Origin of the sequence: Streptosporangium sp. NPDC049376, from assembly GCF_044466505.1 — a bacterium.
Taxonomy (GTDB): domain Bacteria; phylum Actinomycetota; class Actinomycetes; order Streptosporangiales; family Streptosporangiaceae; genus Streptosporangium.
The window spans coordinates 39948-58100 of record NZ_JBITMT010000014.1; the positions used below are offsets into that span (position 1 = coordinate 39948).

21 protein-coding genes are annotated in these 18153 nt (G+C 70.0%); 7 read left to right on the forward strand and 14 right to left on the reverse strand.

Annotation, left to right across the window (positions count from 1 at the left end; genetic code table 11):
• Positions 1 to 55: 55 nt before the first annotated feature.
• The 4 genes from radA to ACIBVQ_RS29000 form a co-directional block, all read right to left on the reverse strand.
• On the reverse strand, positions 56 to 1456 hold the full coding sequence (gene radA / locus ACIBVQ_RS28985; RefSeq protein ID WP_352014097.1) for a DNA repair protein RadA: 1401 nt from the start codon (positions 1454 to 1456) through the stop codon (positions 56 to 58).
• Positions 1457 to 1621: 165 nt separating this feature from the next.
• Positions 1622 to 1936 (reverse strand): thioredoxin, encoded by a 315-nt coding sequence (gene trxA / locus ACIBVQ_RS28990; RefSeq protein WP_352014096.1) that lies wholly within the window; start codon positions 1934 to 1936, stop codon positions 1622 to 1624.
• Positions 1937 to 1938: 2 nt separating this feature from the next.
• Positions 1939 to 2313 (reverse strand): MerR family transcriptional regulator, encoded by a 375-nt coding sequence (locus tag ACIBVQ_RS28995; protein ID WP_352014095.1) that lies wholly within the window; start codon positions 2311 to 2313, stop codon positions 1939 to 1941.
• Between the two features lie 85 nt (positions 2314 to 2398).
• Positions 2399 to 3097 carry a class I SAM-dependent methyltransferase gene (locus ACIBVQ_RS29000; RefSeq protein ID WP_399181300.1) on the reverse strand — a complete coding sequence of 233 codons (699 nt, stop codon included), beginning with the start codon at positions 3095 to 3097 and terminating at the stop codon, positions 2399 to 2401.
• 162 nt (positions 3098 to 3259) lie between these two features.
• Here ACIBVQ_RS29000 and ACIBVQ_RS29005 point away from each other — a divergent pair, with 162 nt between their 5' ends.
• The 6 genes from ACIBVQ_RS29005 (at position 3260) to ACIBVQ_RS29030 (ending at position 9551) form a co-directional block, all read left to right on the forward strand.
• Positions 3260 to 4108 (forward strand): sugar phosphate isomerase/epimerase, encoded by an 849-nt coding sequence (locus ACIBVQ_RS29005; RefSeq protein ID WP_352014093.1) that lies wholly within the window; start codon positions 3260 to 3262, stop codon positions 4106 to 4108.
• Positions 4105 to 4836: a TetR family transcriptional regulator gene (locus ACIBVQ_RS29010; RefSeq protein ID WP_399181303.1), complete on the forward strand. Its 732-nt coding sequence runs from the start codon at positions 4105 to 4107 to the stop codon at positions 4834 to 4836. The genes ACIBVQ_RS29005 and ACIBVQ_RS29010 overlap by 4 nt, the downstream gene beginning before the upstream one ends.
• 174 nt (positions 4837 to 5010) lie before the next feature.
• A complete protein-coding gene (locus ACIBVQ_RS29015; RefSeq protein WP_352014091.1) occupies positions 5011 to 7143 on the forward strand; it encodes a heterodisulfide reductase-related iron-sulfur binding cluster in 2133 nt (710 codons plus the stop codon).
• 173 nt (positions 7144 to 7316) lie between these two features.
• Positions 7317 to 8120, forward strand: a complete 804-nt coding sequence (locus tag ACIBVQ_RS29020) for a hypothetical protein (protein ID WP_399181305.1) — start codon at positions 7317 to 7319, stop codon at positions 8118 to 8120.
• Positions 8117 to 9196 (forward strand): glycosyltransferase, encoded by a 1080-nt coding sequence (locus ACIBVQ_RS29025; protein ID WP_352014089.1) that lies wholly within the window; start codon positions 8117 to 8119, stop codon positions 9194 to 9196. The genes ACIBVQ_RS29020 and ACIBVQ_RS29025 overlap by 4 nt, the downstream gene beginning before the upstream one ends.
• Positions 9197 to 9269: 73 nt before the next feature.
• Entirely contained in the window at positions 9270 to 9551 is a 282-nt protein-coding gene (locus ACIBVQ_RS29030) for a metal-sensitive transcriptional regulator (protein WP_352014088.1), read from the forward strand.
• Positions 9552 to 9639: 88 nt separating this feature from the next.
• Here the strand turns inward: ACIBVQ_RS29030 and ACIBVQ_RS29035 are convergent, their stop codons facing one another.
• The 3 genes from ACIBVQ_RS29035 to ACIBVQ_RS29045 form a co-directional block, all read right to left on the reverse strand.
• Positions 9640 to 9828, reverse strand: coding sequence for a hypothetical protein (locus ACIBVQ_RS29035; RefSeq protein WP_352014157.1), 189 nt, complete (start codon positions 9826 to 9828; stop codon positions 9640 to 9642).
• 206 nt (positions 9829 to 10034) lie between these two features.
• Positions 10035 to 11378 (reverse strand): hypothetical protein, encoded by a 1344-nt coding sequence (locus ACIBVQ_RS29040; protein WP_352014087.1) that lies wholly within the window; start codon positions 11376 to 11378, stop codon positions 10035 to 10037.
• A 47-nt stretch (positions 11379 to 11425) separates the two neighbouring features.
• On the reverse strand, positions 11426 to 11968 hold the full coding sequence (locus ACIBVQ_RS29045; RefSeq protein ID WP_352014086.1) for a gamma carbonic anhydrase family protein: 543 nt from the start codon (positions 11966 to 11968) through the stop codon (positions 11426 to 11428).
• Between the two features lie 171 nt (positions 11969 to 12139).
• Here ACIBVQ_RS29045 and ACIBVQ_RS29050 point away from each other — a divergent pair, with 171 nt between their 5' ends.
• The gene (locus tag ACIBVQ_RS29050; RefSeq protein WP_399181308.1) at positions 12140 to 13237 is read left to right on the forward strand and encodes a hypothetical protein; all 1098 of its coding nucleotides are present in this window, start codon (positions 12140 to 12142) and stop codon (positions 13235 to 13237) included.
• A 230-nt stretch (positions 13238 to 13467) separates the two neighbouring features.
• Here the strand turns inward: ACIBVQ_RS29050 and ACIBVQ_RS29055 are convergent, their stop codons facing one another.
• The 7 genes from ACIBVQ_RS29055 to ACIBVQ_RS29085 form a co-directional block, all read right to left on the reverse strand.
• Positions 13468 to 13701: a hypothetical protein gene (locus ACIBVQ_RS29055; protein ID WP_352014084.1), complete on the reverse strand. Its 234-nt coding sequence runs from the start codon at positions 13699 to 13701 to the stop codon at positions 13468 to 13470.
• Positions 13702 to 13823: 122 nt separating this feature from the next.
• Positions 13824 to 14576 carry a GntR family transcriptional regulator gene (locus ACIBVQ_RS29060; protein WP_399181311.1) on the reverse strand — a complete coding sequence of 251 codons (753 nt, stop codon included), beginning with the start codon at positions 14574 to 14576 and terminating at the stop codon, positions 13824 to 13826.
• 149 nt (positions 14577 to 14725) lie between these two features.
• The gene (locus ACIBVQ_RS29065; protein WP_399181312.1) at positions 14726 to 15268 is read right to left on the reverse strand and encodes a VanZ family protein; all 543 of its coding nucleotides are present in this window, start codon (positions 15266 to 15268) and stop codon (positions 14726 to 14728) included.
• A gap of 50 nt (positions 15269 to 15318) precedes the next feature.
• Positions 15319 to 16029, reverse strand: coding sequence for a dienelactone hydrolase family protein (locus ACIBVQ_RS29070; protein ID WP_399181314.1), 711 nt, complete (start codon positions 16027 to 16029; stop codon positions 15319 to 15321).
• Positions 16030 to 16092: 63 nt separating this feature from the next.
• On the reverse strand, positions 16093 to 16428 hold the full coding sequence (locus ACIBVQ_RS29075) for a hypothetical protein (RefSeq protein ID WP_399181316.1): 336 nt from the start codon (positions 16426 to 16428) through the stop codon (positions 16093 to 16095).
• A 116-nt stretch (positions 16429 to 16544) separates the two neighbouring features.
• Positions 16545 to 17264 carry a DUF433 domain-containing protein gene (locus ACIBVQ_RS29080; RefSeq protein WP_362911402.1) on the reverse strand — a complete coding sequence of 240 codons (720 nt, stop codon included), beginning with the start codon at positions 17262 to 17264 and terminating at the stop codon, positions 16545 to 16547.
• A 105-nt stretch (positions 17265 to 17369) separates the two neighbouring features.
• Positions 17370 to 18128, reverse strand: coding sequence for an IclR family transcriptional regulator (locus ACIBVQ_RS29085; protein ID WP_352014078.1), 759 nt, complete (start codon positions 18126 to 18128; stop codon positions 17370 to 17372).
• Positions 18129 to 18153 lie beyond the last annotated feature (25 nt).

The window sequence follows — 18153 nt, forward strand, 5'->3', positions numbered from 1 at the left end:
GGTCTAGCTTACCGGCGAAGGTTCCCCCGAGTCCGGAATCACCGGATCGCCTCTTCTAAGTGACATGAGTGAGGGCGTCCCAGACGTTTTCCGCCTCAACGACATCGAAACCTGGCATGAAGGATGTGCCCCGGCCGCCGACCGGGACCAGGGTGCGGTCGCCGTTGCGCCTTTTGCCCGAGTCGAGGGACCCGGAGGGGACCAGGGCGCGGGTGAAGCCGAGCCTGGCGGCCTCCGACAGGCGGCGCCGTACGTCGCGGACCGGGCGGAGCTCACCGGCCAGGCCGACCTCGCCGAGCACGACCAGGCCGGGGGGCAGCGGTTTGTCCCCGGCGGCGCTGGCGACGGCGAGCATCACCGACAGGTCGACCGCGGGGTCGCTGAGCTTGATGCCGCCGACGGTCGCGGTGAACACGTCGCAGCCGCCGAGCTTGGCGTTGAGCCGCCGTTCGAGCACGGCGAGCACCATCGTCACGCGGTAGGTGTCGAGCCCGGAGGAGGAGCGGCGCGGCTGCTGGGCCTCGGTCCGCGCGACCAGGGCCTGGACCTCGGCGGGCAGCGGGCGGGTGCCCTCAAGGGTGACGGTCACGCACGTGCCGGGGACCGGGTCGTTGCGGTGGGAGACGAACAGGCCACTGGCGTCGGCGATGCCCTCGATGCCGTTCTCGTGCAGGTCGAAGCAGCCGACCTCGTCGACGGGACCGTACCGGTTCTTGATCGCGCGGACCATGCGGAGCCGGGAGTGGCGGTCGCCCTCGAAGTGGAGCACGACGTCGACCAGGTGCTCAAGCGTCCTGGGGCCCGCGATGGAGCCCTCCTTGGTGACGTGGCCGACCAGCACCGTGGACATGCCGCGCTCCTTGGCCAGCCTGATCACGTTTCCCGCGACCTCTCTGACCTGGGTGACACCGCCGGGGACGCCGGTGGCCAGGGTCGAGCCGATCGTCTGCACCGAGTCGACGACGAGCATGTCGGGCTGGACCTTCTCCACATGGGCGACCAGCGCGGCCAGGTCGGTCTCGGCCGCGAGGTAGAGGCGGTCCTGGATCGCGCCGATCCGGTCGGCCCTGAGCCGCACCTGGGAGGCCGACTCCTCACCGGTGATGTAGAGGACGGTCTGCTGGCGCGCGATCTTGGCCGCCGCCTCAAGCAGGAGTGTGGACTTGCCGATGCCGGGCTCTCCGGCCAGCAGCACGACCGCGCCGGGGACCAGGCCGCCGCCGAGCACCCGGTCGAGCTCGCCGACCCCGGTGCTGCGGGCCTGCGCGACCTCGGCCTTGACCTCGCCGATCGGGACGGCGGGGGCGGAGACGGCGCCCGCGGAGGCCACGTTGACGCCGCCGCGCGCGGTCTCCTCCTCGACCGTGCCCCAGGCCTGGCACTCGCCGCAGCGACCGACCCACTTGGCGGTCTGCCAACCGCACTCACCACAGCGATAGCCGACCCTCTTTGCCATGGCCGCGAGGCTACCGGTCCCGACCGACAACTTCACCCGTCGTGTCCCGGGCGCGGGCGAGGAGGCCGGCCATGCGCAGGCGGTGCTGCGGGTTCTGGGGCGGCTCGGTCCCCGCCTGAGTCGTGGGGTCCTTCCCTGTGGATCACCGGGAAGGGCCCCACGGGCTCAGATGTGGCCTTCGAGCTCGGCCAGGAGCAGGCGCTTGGGCTTGGCGCCCACGACCTGCTTGACGACCTCGCCGTTCTTGTAGAGGTTGAGCGTGGGCAGTCCGAGCACGCCGTACCTGGCGCTGATCTCGGGGTGGTCGTCGGAGTTGATCTTGGCGATCGTGACGCGGTCGCCGTACTCGGCGTCGATCTCGTCGAGGACCGGCGCGATCATGCGGCACGGCGGGCACCACTCGGCCCAGAAGTCGACCAGGACGGGCTTGTCGCTCTCCAGCACCTGTTCTGCGAAGTTCTCCGCGGTCAGGGTGATCATTTCTACTCCCGTTTCGTCAGCACGCATCCGGGGCAGGCCGTGGACAACTGTCCGGCGACCTCGGCCCTTCGGACCAGTAGCGCGCGGATCTCGTCGTCGATCTCGGCCAGCTTGCGCCGGTAGACCTCGACGGACTCGGGACAGTCGGCCCCCGACTCGTGCCCCGCCCGAAGGCAGGCCACGAACGGCTTGGCGTCCTCCAGGGTGAACCCGACCGTGAGCAGCGACCTGATCTCGGTGACGAGCTTGAGATCCGCCTCGCTGTACTCCCGGTAGCCGTTCGCCGTCCGCCGAGCCCTGATCAGCCCCTGCTGCTCGTAGTAACGCAGCGCCCTGGGGCTGACCCCGGCCCGTCTGGCGAGCTCCCCGATCCGCATCCGGTCCTCCTTACGGCGCCACGGTAAACGTTGACGTCAGTGTCAGGGTCAAGCCCCGGACCGGGGGAACGCATTCCCGGCGAGGTCAGAACCGCTTCCAGCGCAGGAGGTTGGGGTATTCGAGCTCCACCCCGGACGTCTCCGCGATGGCCCGCGCCGCGACCTCCGGCGTGAACTCGATGCGGAGCACGGCTTCGAGGTCGGCTCGGCGCTCGAAGGCCATGCGCAGGTCGAGAGGCCGGGTGTGCCAGCCGTTGCGCCGCCAGAACTCCTCGACGGAGGCGGAGGAATAGGACGGGAGCGAGGCGCTGAACCAGCGGCCGAAGGCGCCGCGGGTGGCGTCCAGGTCGATGACGAAGGCCGTGCCGCCGCGCCGTACGACCCGGGACAGCTCCTTCAGGCCGGGTTCGCAGCCGGGGCCGAAGAAGTAGGCCCAGCGGGCGACGGCCACGTCGGCCGAGGCGTCGGGGAGCGGCAGGTCCTGGGCGGTTCCCCGGCGCACGTCCACGTTCGGCAGGGAGCGGCAGCGGCGTCTGGCCAGCTCGACCAGGTCGTCGTGCGGCTCGACGCCGACCACCCGGGCGGCCCGCGCGGACAGGGACGGCAGGTGGTAGCCCGTCCCGCAGCCGATGTCCACGACCGTCGCGCCGGTCAGCGGCCTGACGGCGGCCATCGCGGCGTCGGCGACCCCCTCGGGATCGACGGCGCGGTTCTCCAGCTCGTAGATCTGCGGGGTGTTCCAGATGTTCGGGCTGGGAATGGCGCCCTTGGCAAACCGCGGCATGCCCCCAACCGTAGCGACGGTGCCCGGGTGATCCGCGCCACGTCAAGCGGGCGATACGCCATCGTTCCCCGAGCGCGCTTAGGCTGGCAACGTGAGTGAGAGAACCGACGGCGGTAGGGGGACCCGCTCACGCGAGCTCTGGCCGGGAGGCGAGGAATCCGTATGAGCGTTACCCGAGCATCCACCGCGAAGATCGCCCTGTCCACGGCGTCGGTGTACCCGGAACGCACCCCTGACGCCTTCGAGCTGGCGGCCCGGCTGGGATACGACGGCGTCGAGATCATGGTCGGCGCCGACCCGGTCAGCCAGGACGTCGACGTGCTCGAACGGCTCAGTGACCACTACCAGCTGCCGATCCTGGCGATCCACGCGCCGTGTCTGCTGGTCACCCAGCGGGTGTGGGGCAAGGACCCGTGGGTCAAGCTCCAGCGGGCGCAGCGGGCCGCGGAGCGCGTCGGCGCCAGGACGGTCGTGGTGCACCCGCCCTTCCGCTGGCAGCGTGACTACGCCCGCGAGTTCGAGGTCGGCCTGGCCAGGATGCGCGAGGAGACCGACGTGGTCTTCGCGGTGGAGAACATGTTCCCGCTGAAGGCCAGGGGCAACGAGGTGGTCCCCTACTCTCCCGGGTGGAACCCGATCGACTACGACTTCCCCCAGGTCACCCTGGACCTGTCGCACACCGCGGTCTCCGGTGTCGACGCCAGGGAGATGTTCAACAAGCTTGGCGACAGGCTGGCCCACCTGCACCTGGCCGACGGGCTCGGGGTGGCCAACAAGGACGAGCACCTGGTCCCCGGGCGGGGCAACCAGCCGTGCGCGGAGATCCTGGAGCGCATGGCGGGCAACGGCTACGACGGCCTCGTCGTGCTGGAGATTAACACGCGCAAGGCGAGCGGCCGTACCGAGCGGATCGACGACCTCGCCGAGGCGCTGGCCTTCGCGCGGCGGCACCTGGCCCCCTCGCACGCGTCGGGGGCGAAGGGCTCGGGAACGGCGGGCTCGAAGGGGTGACCGAGCAGCAGTCCCCCGCGGAACAGGACACCGGGCGGGGCGCGGGCCGTACGGCTCCCGCAGGGCGGAACGCCGGGCGGAGCGTCAGGCAGGGCGCCGAGCGGGGCACGGAACAGGACACCGGGCGGGACGCGGGCCGTACGGGGGGCGGGCGGCGCCTCGGGCGCAGGCCGGGGTCGGCCGACACGCGTGGGCAGATCCTCGCGGCGGCCCGTGAGACCTTCGCGGAGAAGGGCTTCGACAAGGCGACGGTGCGGGGCATCGCCCGGCGGGCCGAGGTCGATCCGGCGCTGGTCCACCACTACTTCACCAGCAAGGAGGGCATGTTCGTCGCGGCGATGGAGCTGCCGATCGACCCCGAGGACGTGGTCCCCATGCTGCTGGCCGGACCGCGCGAGGAGATGGGGGAGCGGCTGGCCGAGTTCGTGCTGACGATGACCTCGCACGCCCAGGCGCGCCAGCCGTTGCTCGCGCTGGTCCGCACGGCGATGACCAACGAGCAGATGGCCACCCTGATCCGTGAGTTCATGACGCACGCCCTGGTCGACAGGGTGGCGCAGGCGCTGGACATCCCCCCGATCAGGATGGAGCTGGCCTTCGCCCAGATGTTCGGCGTGGTGCTGGCCCGTTACGTGCTCAGGCTGGAGCCGATCGCCTCGGTCGACGTCAAGGAGCTGGTCGGGCTGCTCGCGCCCACGATCCAGGGGTATCTCGACCCCGTGTCCTGATGCGGTCCGGTGGACAGATTATTGTTCTACAGGACAGGTTGACCGTATGGTGGCCATGGTCGTCGTGCGTCGCCGTCCGTCGCACGGCATCGCGGCGGCGCGGGACGATCCGTCGCAACCGTGGACGGGCCGCGGTCGTACGCCTGACAGCCACCGCCGTCTGTGGGAGGACCCGTGCTCTGGGTAGCGATCATCGGGCTGATCATGACCGCCGTCGCGCTCGCGCTCGCCGCGCGTCGTGTGTTGTTCCTCTACAAACTCGCCACCGTGGGGGCACCGGCCCCCGAGCGGATCGAGTACGCCAGGGACAACGTCGGCACCGAGATCAAGGCGCAGCTCGTCGAGGTCTTCGGTCAGCGGAAACTGCTGAAGTGGACCACCTCGGGCACCGCCCACTTCTTCGTCATGTGGGCCTTCTTCATCCTGGCGACCGTCTACCTGGAGGCGTACGGCACGCTGATCCAGGGCGCGATCACCGGGACGCCCGACTTCCACATCCCGATCATCGGGACCTGGCCGGTGCTCGGCTTCCTGCAGGACTTCATCGCGGTCGCGGCCCTGGTCGGCCTGGTCGTCTTCGCGGTCATCAGGGTGAGGAACTCGCCGAAGAAGCTGGGCCGCAAGTCCCGCTTCTCCGGTTCGCACCTCGGCGGAGCCTGGCTCGTCCTCTTCATGATCTTCAACGTGATCTGGACGATGTTCCTGTTCAGGGGGGCCGCCCACAACACCGGCAACCTGCCCTACGCCTCGGGCGCGTTCGCCTCCGAGGCCACCGCGGCGCTGCTGCACCCGCTGGGTGAGACGGCCAACGAGGTCCTCGAAGGCGTCGGACTGCTGCTGCACATCGGCGTCATGCTGGTCTTCCTGATCATCGTGGTGAACTCCAAGCACCTGCACATCTTCACCGCGCCGTTGAACGTGCTGTTCTCCCGCCGCCCCGACGGCAACGGCCCCGCCCAGCCGCTGCGGATCGACGGCAAGGTCGTCGACTTCGAGGACGAGGACCTCGACGGTGACCGGCTCGGCCGGGGCAAGGTCGAGGACACCACCTGGAAGGGCTTCCTCGACTTCTACACCTGCACCGAGTGCGGACGCTGCCAGTCGCAGTGCCCGGCGTGGAACACCGACAAGCCGCTGTCGCCGAAGATGCTCATCATCGACCAGCGCGACCACGCCTTCAAGATCGCGCCGTACCTGTCGGCGACCCAGGAGCAGCGCGCCGACCTGCACGAGGACGTGCTGGCCCTGCTGGACAAGCCGCTGGTCGGTGAGGACGGCGTCATCCACCCCGACGTGCTGTGGTCCTGCACCAACTGTGGCGCCTGCGTCGAGCAGTGCCCGGTGGACATCGAGCACATCGACCACATCCTGGACATGCGCCGCTACCAGGCGATGGTGGAGTCGAACTTCCCGTCCGAGGCCGGCGTCATGGTCAGGAACCTGGAGAACAAGGGCAACCCGTGGGGGATGTCCGAGATGAAGCGGGCCGACTGGATCGAGGAGCTGGCCGGGCGCGAGGACGACCCCATCGAGATCCAGCTCGTCGACGAGAAGATGCCCGAGGACACCGAGTACCTCTTCTGGGTCGGCTGCGCCGGAGCCCTTGAGGACCGGGCGAGGAAGACCACCAAGGCGGTCGCCGAGCTGCTGCACATCGCGGGGGTGAAGTTCGCGGTGCTCGGCCCGATGGAGGCCTGCACCGGAGACCCGGCCCGCCGCCTGGGCATGGAGTACCTCTTCGACATGCTGGCCAAGCAGAACATCGAGACGCTCAACGAGGCCGGGGTCAAGAAGATCGTCGCGACCTGCCCGCACTGCTTCAACACCCTCGCCAACGAGTATCCGCAGCTCGGTGGCACCTACGAGGTCGTGCACCACACCCAGCTGCTGGCCAAGCTCGTCGACGAGGGCAAGCTGGTCCCGGTCACGCCGATCGAGGAGAAGATCACCTACCACGACCCCTGCTTCCTCGGACGCCACAACAAGGTGTACTCCCAGCCGCGCGACATCATGGCCAAGGTCCCCGGCGTCAAGGCGCAGGAGATGCACCGGCACAAGGAGCGGGGCTTCTGCTGCGGCGCGGGCGGCGCGCGGATGTGGATGGAGGAGCGGATCGGCAAGCGCATCAACACCGAGCGGGTCGACGAGGCGCTGACCACCGACCCGGACACCATCTCGACCGCCTGCCCGTTCTGCCTGGTCATGCTGGGCGACTCGATCAACGAGAAGAAGAACGCCGGCGAGGCCAAGGAGACGCTTGAGGTCGTCGACGTCTCCCAGCTGCTGATCAAGTCCATCAAGGGGTAGGCCGGAACCCCGGTTTCGCCGTCCAGGTACGGCCTGCGACTTGCGGGCCGTACCTGACATGGGGTCAAGATTGCGCGAAAAGGACAGATGGTCGGAAACTTATCCTGTCTATAACAGAAAAATCACGGTAATCTCAACGTCGCGGCAGCCGTTCGACGGGGAGGGGGCTAACGGTGCATGTCGTCGTAACCGATGCCGAGGTCACCCTGGCCGACGTCCTGTCCCTCCGCCTGGCCATCGACGAACCGCTCAGTGAGGGCAGTGAGCTGGTCCTGCGTCAGCGGGGCACGGCCGTCGAGCACACGCTGGCACTGGGGGCGACGGGAGCCGGGGCGCGTGACGCGACGCTCGCCTTCTCCCTGGCCCCGCTGCCGCTCAGCCCCGGCCGCTGGGACACCTACCTCAACCAGGACGGGTCACGGACCAGGCTGCACAGCGTCGACCCCGGCTTCTCCCTGGACCACATCGACGCCTACGCGCTGAGCAGGCGCACGATGTCCTACCGGGCCTACCGGACCCGCAACGGCTTCCTGGCCCTGAAGATCGACGAGGCGGAGCCGGTCGCCGAGGTCCGCGCGGTCTGGTTCCGTGAGGGCCGCTTCGAGGTCACCGGCCTGCTGGCCTTCACCGGCCTCGACGACGACGAGTCCCGGCACGAGGCGCGCCTTTCGCTGCGCCACGACGCCTCCGGCTCCGCGCTGACCGCGGCCGCGACCGTCCAGGGGGTGCGCTTCCACGCCGCGCTCTCCCTGTGCGACCTGTGCGACGTGGTGGCCGGAGACCCCACCCAGCCGACGGCCTGGGCGCCCTCACTGGAGATCGACGGCCTGTCCGCCCCGCTGCGCCTGGCCTCCCGGCTCGACGACGTGAACGGCAAGCGCCGCCGCCTGCACTACCCGGCCACCCGGGTGGACGGGGTGCCGATCCGCCCCCGCTACACCGCCGACGACGAGCTCACGATCGAGGTCGGTGGATGAGGATCTGCCTGCTGGTGCCCTCGATCTGTGGCATGCGCGGAGACGTCAGGTCCGTGGTCAACCTCGCCGGTGAACTGGCCGAGCGCCACGAGGTGGAGATCCTCAGCGTACGGCGCCACCGCGACAGGCCGTTCTTCCCGATCTCCGCCAAGGTGCGGCTGTCCTGGGTCGTCGACGACCGGCCCGGTGTGCGGCACCTGCTGCCCAGGGGACAGGTGCACGCCGAGGTCGCCCTGTGGCGGCGGCTGCGCGCCCTGCGGACCGACGCGGTCGTCTCGACCAGGCCCGGCCTGAGCGTCCAGGTCGCCCGGCACGTCCCCCGGGAGACCGTACGCGTCGCCCGCGAGTGGGGACGGCCCTCCCCGCCGGGGCCGATCACGAAGTTCTACCCCCGGCTCGACGCCGTCGTCGCCGCGACCGAGCGGGGCAGGCAGGACTGGGACCACCTCCTGCACGGCGGCGCCGACGTCAGGCTGATCCCCGACGCGCTGCCCGCGGGGCCGTGGCCGCGCTCCCGCATGGACAACCGCATCGTGGCCGCGGGCGGGCGCTGGGTGCCGGTCAAGGCCTACGACCGGCTGATCCGAGCCTTCGCCGTCGTCGCCGACAAGCGCCCCGACTGGCGCCTGCGCCTGTACGGCGGCGGCCCGGAGGAGCGGCGGCTGCGCTCCCTGGTCCAGGACCTGAACCTGCACAACCACGTCTACTTCATGGGCACGACCTCCGACCTGAGCGGCGAGTTCGCCAAGGCGTCGATCGTCGCGGTGACCTCGCGGGCCGAGACGCCGCAGACGCCCGGCATGACGGTGATCGAGGCGATGGCCAGCGGGGTGCCGGTGATCGGTTTCGACAGCCCGAGCGGGCCCGGCGAGTTCGTGGTCGAGGGGCGCAGCGGGGTCCTGGTGGCCGAGGGGGGCGCCGAGATCGAGGCCTACGCGGGCGCGCTGCTGGCGCTCATCGACGACGAACGGCGGCGCAGGGAACTCGCCGCCGGCGCGCTCGGGGCGGCCGCGGTCCACACGGCGCCCGTGGTCGCCGAACAGTGGGAGAGGCTGCTGACCTCCTCCTCTTCCTGAAGGCCGTCCACGGCGGGACAAGTGCTCGATCACGGCCTCTTCCCGTCGGGCGCGACACGGGTACCGTTGGGACATGCATGGCTACAGCGGAGACAAGCAGGCCTATCTGACCAGGCTGCGGCGGGTCGAGGGACAGATCAGAGGCCTGCAGCGGATGGTCGATGAGGATGCCTACTGCATCGACGTGCTGACCCAGGTGTCGGCCGCGACGCGGGCGCTCCAGGCGGTGGCGCTCGGCCTCCTGGAGGACCACATCTCGCACTGCGTCGCCGACGCGGTCAACTCCGGCGGACCCGAGGCCCAGGAGAAGATCAAAGAGGCCTCGGCGGCGATCGCCAGGCTCGTCCGGTCATAACTAGTCACAGGACCCCTTCACGAACTACGTCCCGGACTCCGAAGGGGGAGTCCGGGACTAGGTCGTTCAGATGGTTCTCTCATCGGCCTCAGCAAACAGCCGAGGCGCTCAATCCGAGCGCGTTGTCGAGCTCCGCCAAGGTGAGCGGCCGTTCGCTGGTGGCAACGGCGCTCAGCACCTCCGCGTAGAGCGCGATCTCGTCCAACGCGACACGGTCGTGGACCCTTGAGTCCAGGTCGTCGTGCCCCACCGCGTCGTCCTTCCTTCCGCAGCCCACACCCTCTCCGAGGTTACGGTGGGCGGACTTTCGTGCCCATGGCCCATCGGGACCATTCCTCACGACACCACCACAGCCCCAACGGGATCGTTTCCCGATTTTGAGATCACAATTCAGCAAATTGCCAGATATATATGGGGTCCAAGGGATACGGCAGTGACGGGAGTGAAATAACTAAATCTGTGAGTTAATCGCGCTGAACCGTGTCAGAAGTGACGCGGGAAGGTTCCCGAGGTGCCCGGGACGGGATCGTCACGTTCGTGCGTCAGACGGTGCACGACCGCGGCGGCCGTGGTGAACCCCCGCTCGGGCACCGGTGTTCCGGTCAGGTTGCACCACGCCAGCCCCATGGCGTAGGCGGCCCCCAGGAAGGCCGCGGCCCCCGCCCTGTCGGGTGGGTTGAGCGCGGAGGGCAGCCTGCCCGAGCGGGGCCAGCACCCCCGTAACGGATGCGAGGGGTCGGAGAGCACCACGTGGAGGATGTGCCGTAACTCGGGATCGAGCCACGGATAGAGCGGGTCGGCCGCCCTGGGCCCGAAGGCCGACAGGTCGGCGGCCAGCAGCGAGGCCGCGACCGCCCGCGGCTCGGCGCCCTTCGGCACCAGGAACCCCAGCGTCCCCACCAGGTCGTAGATCGCGTGCTGGAAGTGCTCCCCCGGGGAGTCGTCGGGCAGCGTCACGTGCGGCGGGCACCGCGCCAGCCACGCCTGCCGTACCGCGTCGTCGCCGTAGTGCGCCACCGACGGGTCAGGCCCGGTACGGCGCAGCACCGGGTCGATCATGGCCAGCAGGACGTCGGCCCTGGGCCGGAAGCGCGCGTCGTACCTGATGGTCGCGGCCGTGTCCGCCATCAACGCCACCAGCCGCAGGCCCGCCTCCGGGTGGCCGGCCCTGACCCGCTCGCCGTACAGGGCCGCCAGGTCGGCCAGCGAGGCCGGAGGCAGCCAGCGCACCCACTCGTCGCCGGGCAGCGGGCGGGCGAGGAACTCGCCGAACATCGACAGCAGCACCTCGTTGCCGTCGAAGGCGGGCGCGTAGGCGCACCACATGAGCGTGCCCCAGATCGCGGCGACGGGGCTGGGGACCTCCCCGGCGAAGAACTCGGTGAAGGGACCGGTGAGCGGGAAGTCCTGGACGCGCCTGCCCCGCTGGGAGACGACCAGGTCGCGCAGCCGCTCGGTGATCTCGTACGGCACGTCGGGGCCGACGAACCCCTGCACCGAGCCACGGTCGGCGGTGAGGTCGTGGATGCCGGGGACCAGCTGCGGCGGGACCAGCGAGGGCGTCCGCACCACCTGGGCGCCCGTGCGCAGGGCCGGATCGGCGGGCGGGGCCGTCAGGTGCCAGCGGCCGTCGGCCGGGTCCTGGCGGTACCACCGGGCGCGCGCGCCGAACAGCCAGCGCCCCCCGTCCGGGGTGGCCAGGACGCGTGAGGAGACGGCCTCGGCGCGGGCGACGGGGGGCAGCGTCCCCCACCGGGGATCGCCCACGAGGGCACGCAGATCCCTCTCGATGGCGTCAAACCCGTCCCAGTGCCGCACGGCGGTCATGTTACCCATCCACCCCCGGCGGGCGCCCTACAACGGCCACGGGCCGCTCAGACGGGCTGGACGACGGCCGCGGCCCGATGCCTGGCGGCCTTGGCCACGTAGTTGTCCGGCGTGCGGGCGAAGGAGGCGCGGTCCTCGTCGGTCAGCTCGCGGACGACCCTGCCCGGGACCCCGGCGACGAGCACCCCGGCCGGGATCCGCTTGCCCGGCCCGACCAGCGCTCCGGCGGCCACCAGCGAGCCCGCGCCGATCCTGGCCCCGCCGAGCACGATCGCCCCGATGCCGATGAGAGCCCCCGTCTCCACGTGCGCCCCGTGCACCATCGCCTTGTGCCCGAGGCTGACCCGGTCCTCAAGCACGGCGGGCTCACGCGGATCGGCGTGCAGGCAGCACAGGTCCTGGATGTTGCATTCCTCGCCGACCTCGATGAGTTCGTCGTCGCCGCGCAGGACCGAGCCGTACCAGACGTTGGCGGCGCGGCCGAGCCGTACCCGGCCGACGATCACGGCTCCGGGGGCGACGTAGGCCTCGGGGTGGATCAGGGGGGTCGCGTCGCCGTCGAGGGCCGCGACGTAGGGGGAGGCGTTCATGCATCGATGGTACGAGGGGGCCGGATGCCCGATATTTCGGCGGCCGGTGGCGCGTTCCGGTTGCGGTCTTGGGCAGTAAGCAGGAAAGTCGTCTCCTGACGTCTCCTTTTCCGTAACACAACCTCCACGGGTAGCGCGATGACAAACCAGCACGAGAGCTTTCCCGATCTGATGCATGAAGACTCGTTCGAGGTCGTCATGCGCGGCTACAGCCGCCGCCAGGTCCACGACTACATGAGCCGCACCCGCAACCAGGTCCGCGATCTGGAGGAACGGCTCGCACGGGCGATCGACCAGGTGGAACAGAGTCGTGCGGAGCTGGCTGACGCTCGTCGGCGGCTTTCCGACGCCCCCCAGGACTACGACGAGCTCGGCGAGCGGCTCAGCCAGATCCTGAAGCTGGGCGAGGAGGAGGCCGCCGCCAAGCGGCAGGTCGCCGACGCCGAGGCGACCAAGCTCCGCGACGACGCCGCCACCGAGGCCGAGCGGATGGTCACCTCCGCCATGGAGCGGGCCGAGGGCATCCTGAACGCCGCCCAGCAGGAGGCGGAGCGGCGTGTGTCCGAGGCCACGAACGCCTCCGAGCAGATGCTCTCCCAGGCGGGCAACGAGGCGGAGGAGACCGTCAACGCGGCCCGCGCCGAGTCCGAGGAGACCCTGCGCTCGGCCCGTGCGGAGGCCGACCGCATCCTCACCTCCGCCAGGCACGAGGCCGAGCGGATGATCGACAGCGCCCGCACCGAGGCCGAGTCCACGGTGACCTCAGCCAACGCCGAGGCCCACGCCACGCTGACGGCGGCCCAGCAGCGCGCCACGATCCTGGACGAGACGACCGGGCGCCGGGTGACATATCTCACCGACACCCACCACGAGGTCATGCGCCGGCTCAACGAGATGGGCGCCGTCCTCGGCGACCTGATCCACCGCGAGGGCGCGGCGGGCCCGCTGATCGACGAGGCCTCCGTGCTGCCCCCGGCGCCCGCGCAGCAGGCCCTGCCCGCCCCGGACGCCCCGCGGGCTCCCGAGCTCGCCGGGGCCGCCGAGGCTCAGGACGGCCAGGACGGCGCGGAGGGCGACTTCTCCGGGCAGGACTTCTTCACCCCCAGGGCCGACTTCACCCCCGACCAGGCAAGGGACGGGCAGGACGAGGAGACCCTGCTCGTCGTCGAGTCGGACGTCGAGGCCGTCCGAGTGATCGTCGAGGACGACGGGGACGGCCGGGAACGGCGCGGCCGGACGGGGAACGACGAGTACGTCGCCCGCTCGTAGCGCTTCCGCTGCGGGGCGTCCTGTGTCCGGGGCGCCCCATGACGGGCGAGGAGACGTCCGGCGGATGGCCCGGTCCGTGTGGTGTCACATCCCACCGGTGTGCGGGCCGCGAATTCAAGCTGGTGTGATCAAGCGAAAGGCCCCCGCCCCCGATGGGTCGTGGGCCTTTCGCGATTGGGGGCCCGGTGCCGGGGCCGCGCGATCCGCTGAACCAGGCACCGGGCGGCTCTTCAGGAGTCCTCGTCCGGGCCGTCCGGCCGCTCGGAGAGGTCCTGCTGACGATGGAGCTGCTCGCGCAGCTTCTCGGGGTCGTCCGCGTCGATGGTCATCGCGCATCCGAGGTCACGCTGGGCGGAGGTCAGCGGGTGGTGGCGGGTTGCCCACCACCGACCCGCGTCGCTCCGCCAGATCGTCCACGCGGGAAACTCCCGGGCGATTTCCGCCAGATGCCGATCGAATGACATCTATGCACCTTCCCCGCGCCCAGGCCCTCGCGACGTCCACCTCTCGACGGTGATGCACTTCTCTAGAGAAATCAATGATCGTGGGGGACAGGTCAACCTATCGCTTGACGAGTCGCCTTGATCTATGCGTCGAAGTCGTACTGGAGTACATAGGACGCGGCGTCCAGCACCATCTCGTTGACCTCGACGGCTGTCCCGTCCGCCGTGTAGGCGACACGGCCGATCGCGATGACCGGGGTCCCCGCGGGCAGGTCGAGCTGGACGGTCTCGTGGGGGTGGGGCATGCGGGCCCGTACCTCCTCGGTGAAGTGGGCGGGGGCATGGCCGAGGTCGCCCAGGCGCGCGTAGACGCCGCCGGGGCCGGTGTCCCGCAGGGTGATCGGTGTGCCCTCGGCGAGAGCCGCGGGGAAGCAGGAGACCGACAGCTGCACGGGCCTGCCGTCGACCGAGTAGCGTCTGCGCCGTACCCACACCTCGGCGCTGCCCAGGACACGTGCGACCTCCTCCTCGGCGGCCTCCCTGCCGATCTCCACCTCGTCGACGGCGTAGGGGCGCCCCGAGGTGTCCGAGTCCCAGATCGCCTGGCCCTGTCCCCACTGCCGCTGCGCGAGCCTGCGTGAGCCGTGCCGTCTGATCGGCCGGAACAGCCGCACGTAGACTCCCGAACCGCGTTTCGGTACGGCCAGGCCCTCGTTGATCAACACGGACAGGGCCTGTCTGGCGGTCGCGCGGGCTATGCCGTGCTCGGCCATCAGGGCGTTCTCGCCCGGAAGCCGGTCCCCGTCTCTGAGCGCGCCGGACAGGATCGCTTCGCGAAGCCCGTCGGCGATGCGCCGGTAGATCGGGGGCTCGGGAGGAACCGGGGATTGCTGCACGTTATATCACCCTCTGTCACCAACCGGGTTTGGCGTCTCCAGAGAACTTGCCCCGTCTTGTCCACGATCGCACAGATGCAGACGATGGTCCCGTGCTTCTTTTGAGCGGATCGTACCCGTGTGACGAATGACGGGAATTACCCGGTCCGTTACCGGACACCCGTCTCGGCCGCCGTCCGTGACGCCCACCACCTCCGCGTGACCATCGCGGCCAGTACGGCGCCCGCCGTGTTGACCAGTACGTCGTCGACGGAACTCACCCGGCCCAGGCGCAGGCCGTACTGGAGGAGTTCGACCGTGCACGACGCGCAGGCGGCCACGGCGGCGATCCGGGCGAGGGAGGCCAGGCGCGCCACGCGCGTCGGCAGCAGGGCGCCGAGTGCGGCGAAGACCAGGAGATTGCCTCCGACCTGCACGAACACGGTGACGGCCGGGCTGTCGAACAGCTCGGCGAGGTCGCGGAGCGGGACCAGGCTGACGGTGCTCAAGGCCGGTCGCGGGGTGAGGATCATCCAGATCCAGGGGACGGTCCCGGCCACCATGGCGACGTCGGCGGCGGCCGTACGGGTGGGGTGGGGGTGGCCGTCACGGGCGCGGCGGCGGGCCAGGAGGCGGACGGCGAGCAGGGCGAGCGGGACCGCCAGGGCGCTCACGACGATGACATTTCCCCATAAAGCCCAGACCTGTCGCATGGGGTAATGATGCCGGGGTACAGGAAGATGACCTTCAGGTAAGGCCCGGCTCAGCGCAAGTGGCGGCCGAGGAAGTCCAGGGCGAGCGCCCAGACGGCGGGTGCCTCCTGCGGATCGTGGAACTGCGGGGCCTCGTGGTTGAGGAAGGCGTGCCCGGCCCGTTCCGCCACATGGACCTCCACGTTCGGCCGCTCCGCCGCGGCCCGTTCGACCAGGGCGACCCGGTCACGGGAGATGTAGGGGTCGGAGCCGCCGAAGACGAGCAGCAACGGGCAGGTGATCCGCTCCATCAACCCCGTCACGTCCGGTACGGCGGAGCCGTAGAACGACAGCACCGCGTCCGTCCGCGCGTCCGTCTCCAGGGAGGCGGCCAACAGGTAGGCCACCGAGCCGCCCAGGCAGAACCCGACGATCCCGGCACGGCCGTCCGCCTCGGGCAGTTCGCGCAGCAGGGACAGTGCCGCCGCCGCGTCCGCGACCCCCCGGGGGACGTCGAACCGGGCGCCGACCCGTATCGACTCCGCGGTCCCGGCCTCGTCGTGGGCGGAGACCCAGCCGGGCTGGATCCGCCAGAACAGGTCCGGCGCGCCGACCACGTACCCCAGCCCCGCGAGTTCCTCGGCGACCCCCCTGATGTAGGGCCCGACCCCGTAGATCTCCTGGATCAGCAGGACGACCGGGCCATGACCGCCCTCGGGCACCCACAGATGCAGATCGAAGGACCCGTCCGCCACGGCCACCTTCTCAACACGGGTCTCCACACGATCCTCCTGAGCCATCCGACACCTCAGCCCAGTGAACCGCATCTCCCCCGGGGGAGTTCGTCACGGGGTCTGGTCGGCCGCCGGGTAGCGGATACGAGTCCTGCGCAGGCCGTTGTGACTGACGGCGAAGACGAACGGCTCGGTCACCCGTTTCGCGGCCTCGACGATCCGTTCCTCGTTGGAGAGAAGTAGCTCAGCCATCTCCTTACCGACCACGTTGGCCTTGGCGAGGGCAAAGACGCGAGCACCACTCATGTAGATCACGCGAGCTTTGACGGCGTTGTGGGTGATTGCGAGGTCCTTGCAGATCAGGATGTCCCCGCGGATCGTCGCCTCCTCGATCCACTGTGTGTCGGCGATCCGCTGGGACTCGTCCTTGCCATAGCGCTCGTCCATGGTCTCCACGACCCATCGGCGTCGCGGAGCGCGTTGGGCACGATGCGCGAGCCCAGTCCCCGGTCAAGGAAGAAGGTCAGTCCCGACGCCCGGATCTCATCGGCCATCTCCTGGCCTCACGCGACCTGAGGGAGGAGCGCCTCGACCTCTTCCAACCGCAGGTCGTAATCCTCGGCGACGTCGCGGCTGCCCTCTCCGGCCCGCAGGCGGCTGAGGACGTCGGCCAGTCGGACCCCCCGGCGAGCCAGGGTCGGCTGCCCTCCGTTGATCCAGGGATCGACGGTCACATCGACCTCCTCGTACCCGGGAAGGCGGATCACCTTCATCCATCCGTCCTGGTAGGAGACACGCCGCAGGTAGTCGCGTACGACGGGGCGGAAGACCTGCTGGCCGCTGCGGACCACGACCAGTCCGTCCACGGCCTCTCTTTCCGCGGGGTCGCTGGTGCGTTCCTTGAAGTCCCAGAGGACCTCGGCGCCGTCGGTCATCAGCCGCTCGCTCGCCAAGGCCTGTTCCAGACCGATGTTGTCCTCCAGCCACCGAATCGCGGGCCTGATGCGTTGCATCGGAACCTTGGCACTGCGGAAGGCGGCCAGCATGTATGCCTCGGCCAGACCGACGAACGGCACGGTCGAACCGTGTGTGCCCGCCGTGGTCACCATCGCCTCAGCCACCATGATCGGCGCGTTGATGCGCTTGTAGGCGTATCCGACCGCCCAGTTGCGGAACGTCTGGCGGGGAACACCGATCAGGTCGGCGGCCTGGACTTTGGAATAGATGGGGGTGACATAACGAAAGTCGTTGATCAGACCGGCTTTCTCGCCGGCGTTCGGCATCGTCAGGGTGCCACCTCCTCCGAGGTCAGGGTAGAGAAAACGATCCGCACGCGCACATGATCTCAACTCGGAGCCGTTCCGATGTCCAGGATTTTCTGGGACGGTTCAGATGCCCCGGGTCAGGGCTCGGGAGATTCCGAGGGCGGCGGCTTTCACGGCGGGGGCCAGGCGGGTGGGCTGGAAGCGGGCCAGGGGGACGGAGACCGACAGGGCGGCGACCGCCACGCCGTCGCCGAAGACCGGGGCCGCGATGCAGGCGCCGCCGAGCTGGGACTCCTCACGCTCGTAGGCCAGGCCCGCCGCCTGGATCTGGCCGAGTGCCTCCTCAAGCCGCTTGGGGTCCACGATCGAGTGCGGGGTCAGGCGGCGCAGAGGACGGCCGAGGACCTCCTCGATGAGGCCGGGCCCCGAGTAGGCCAGCAGCGCCTTGCCGATGCCGGTGCAGGTCAGCGGGAGACGGCCGCCGACACGTGAGGGCAGGGCGAAGGACTCCTGGCCGCGGATCTTCTCGACGTAGACCACGTCGAGGCCGTCGCGCACCCCCAGGTGCACGGTCTCGTGGGTGGCCTCGTACAGGTCGTGCATGAAGGGCAGCGCGGCGTGTCTCAGGTCGCGTTCGAGGGGCACGATGCTACCGAGTTCGAACAGCCGGCGGCCGAGGTAGTAGCCGTCGTCCCGGCGGGTGACCGCCCCGATCTCGGTCAGCTCGGTGAGCAGCCGGAAGGCGGTGGTCTTGGGGAGATGGCAGCGCGCCGCGACCTCGGTGAGCCGCAGCGGGCCTCCCGTGGGGCGGAACGCGTCGAGCACGAGCCAGGACTTCTCCAGCATCGAGAGCCGGTCGGTGTTCCGTTTCACGGAACTCATTCTTGCTCAACGGAGTCCCCGCGCC

What these genes read in the sequence shown, in the direction of transcription:
- ACIBVQ_RS29085 (WP_352014078.1), bottom strand. Translation starts at nt 18,128, where the DNA reads ATGAGTTCCGTGAAACGGAACACCGACCGGCTCTCGATGCTGGAGAAG.
- ACIBVQ_RS29050 (WP_399181308.1), top strand. Translation starts at nt 12,140, where the DNA reads ATGCATGAAGACTCGTTCGAGGTCGTCATGCGCGGCTACAGCCGCCGC.
- ACIBVQ_RS29075 (WP_399181316.1), bottom strand. Translation starts at nt 16,428, where the DNA reads ATGGACGAGCGCTATGGCAAGGACGAGTCCCAGCGGATCGCCGACACA.
- ACIBVQ_RS29040 (WP_352014087.1), bottom strand. Translation starts at nt 11,378, where the DNA reads ATGACCGCCGTGCGGCACTGGGACGGGTTTGACGCCATCGAGAGGGAT.
- trxA (WP_352014096.1), bottom strand. Translation starts at nt 1,936, where the DNA reads ATGATCACCCTGACCGCGGAGAACTTCGCAGAACAGGTGCTGGAGAGC.
- ACIBVQ_RS29080 (WP_362911402.1), bottom strand. Translation starts at nt 17,264, where the DNA reads ATGCCGAACGCCGGCGAGAAAGCCGGTCTGATCAACGACTTTCGTTAT.
- ACIBVQ_RS29025 (WP_352014089.1), top strand. Translation starts at nt 8,117, where the DNA reads ATGAGGATCTGCCTGCTGGTGCCCTCGATCTGTGGCATGCGCGGAGAC.
- ACIBVQ_RS29030 (WP_352014088.1), top strand. Translation starts at nt 9,270, where the DNA reads ATGCATGGCTACAGCGGAGACAAGCAGGCCTATCTGACCAGGCTGCGG.
- ACIBVQ_RS29005 (WP_352014093.1), top strand. Translation starts at nt 3,260, where the DNA reads ATGAGCGTTACCCGAGCATCCACCGCGAAGATCGCCCTGTCCACGGCG.
- ACIBVQ_RS29055 (WP_352014084.1), bottom strand. Translation starts at nt 13,701, where the DNA reads ATGTCATTCGATCGGCATCTGGCGGAAATCGCCCGGGAGTTTCCCGCG.
- ACIBVQ_RS29000 (WP_399181300.1), bottom strand. Translation starts at nt 3,097, where the DNA reads ATGCCGCGGTTTGCCAAGGGCGCCATTCCCAGCCCGAACATCTGGAAC.
- ACIBVQ_RS28995 (WP_352014095.1), bottom strand. Translation starts at nt 2,313, where the DNA reads ATGCGGATCGGGGAGCTCGCCAGACGGGCCGGGGTCAGCCCCAGGGCG.
- radA (WP_352014097.1), bottom strand. Translation starts at nt 1,456, where the DNA reads ATGGCAAAGAGGGTCGGCTATCGCTGTGGTGAGTGCGGTTGGCAGACC.
- ACIBVQ_RS29065 (WP_399181312.1), bottom strand. Translation starts at nt 15,268, where the DNA reads ATGCGACAGGTCTGGGCTTTATGGGGAAATGTCATCGTCGTGAGCGCC.
- ACIBVQ_RS29045 (WP_352014086.1), bottom strand. Translation starts at nt 11,968, where the DNA reads ATGAACGCCTCCCCCTACGTCGCGGCCCTCGACGGCGACGCGACCCCC.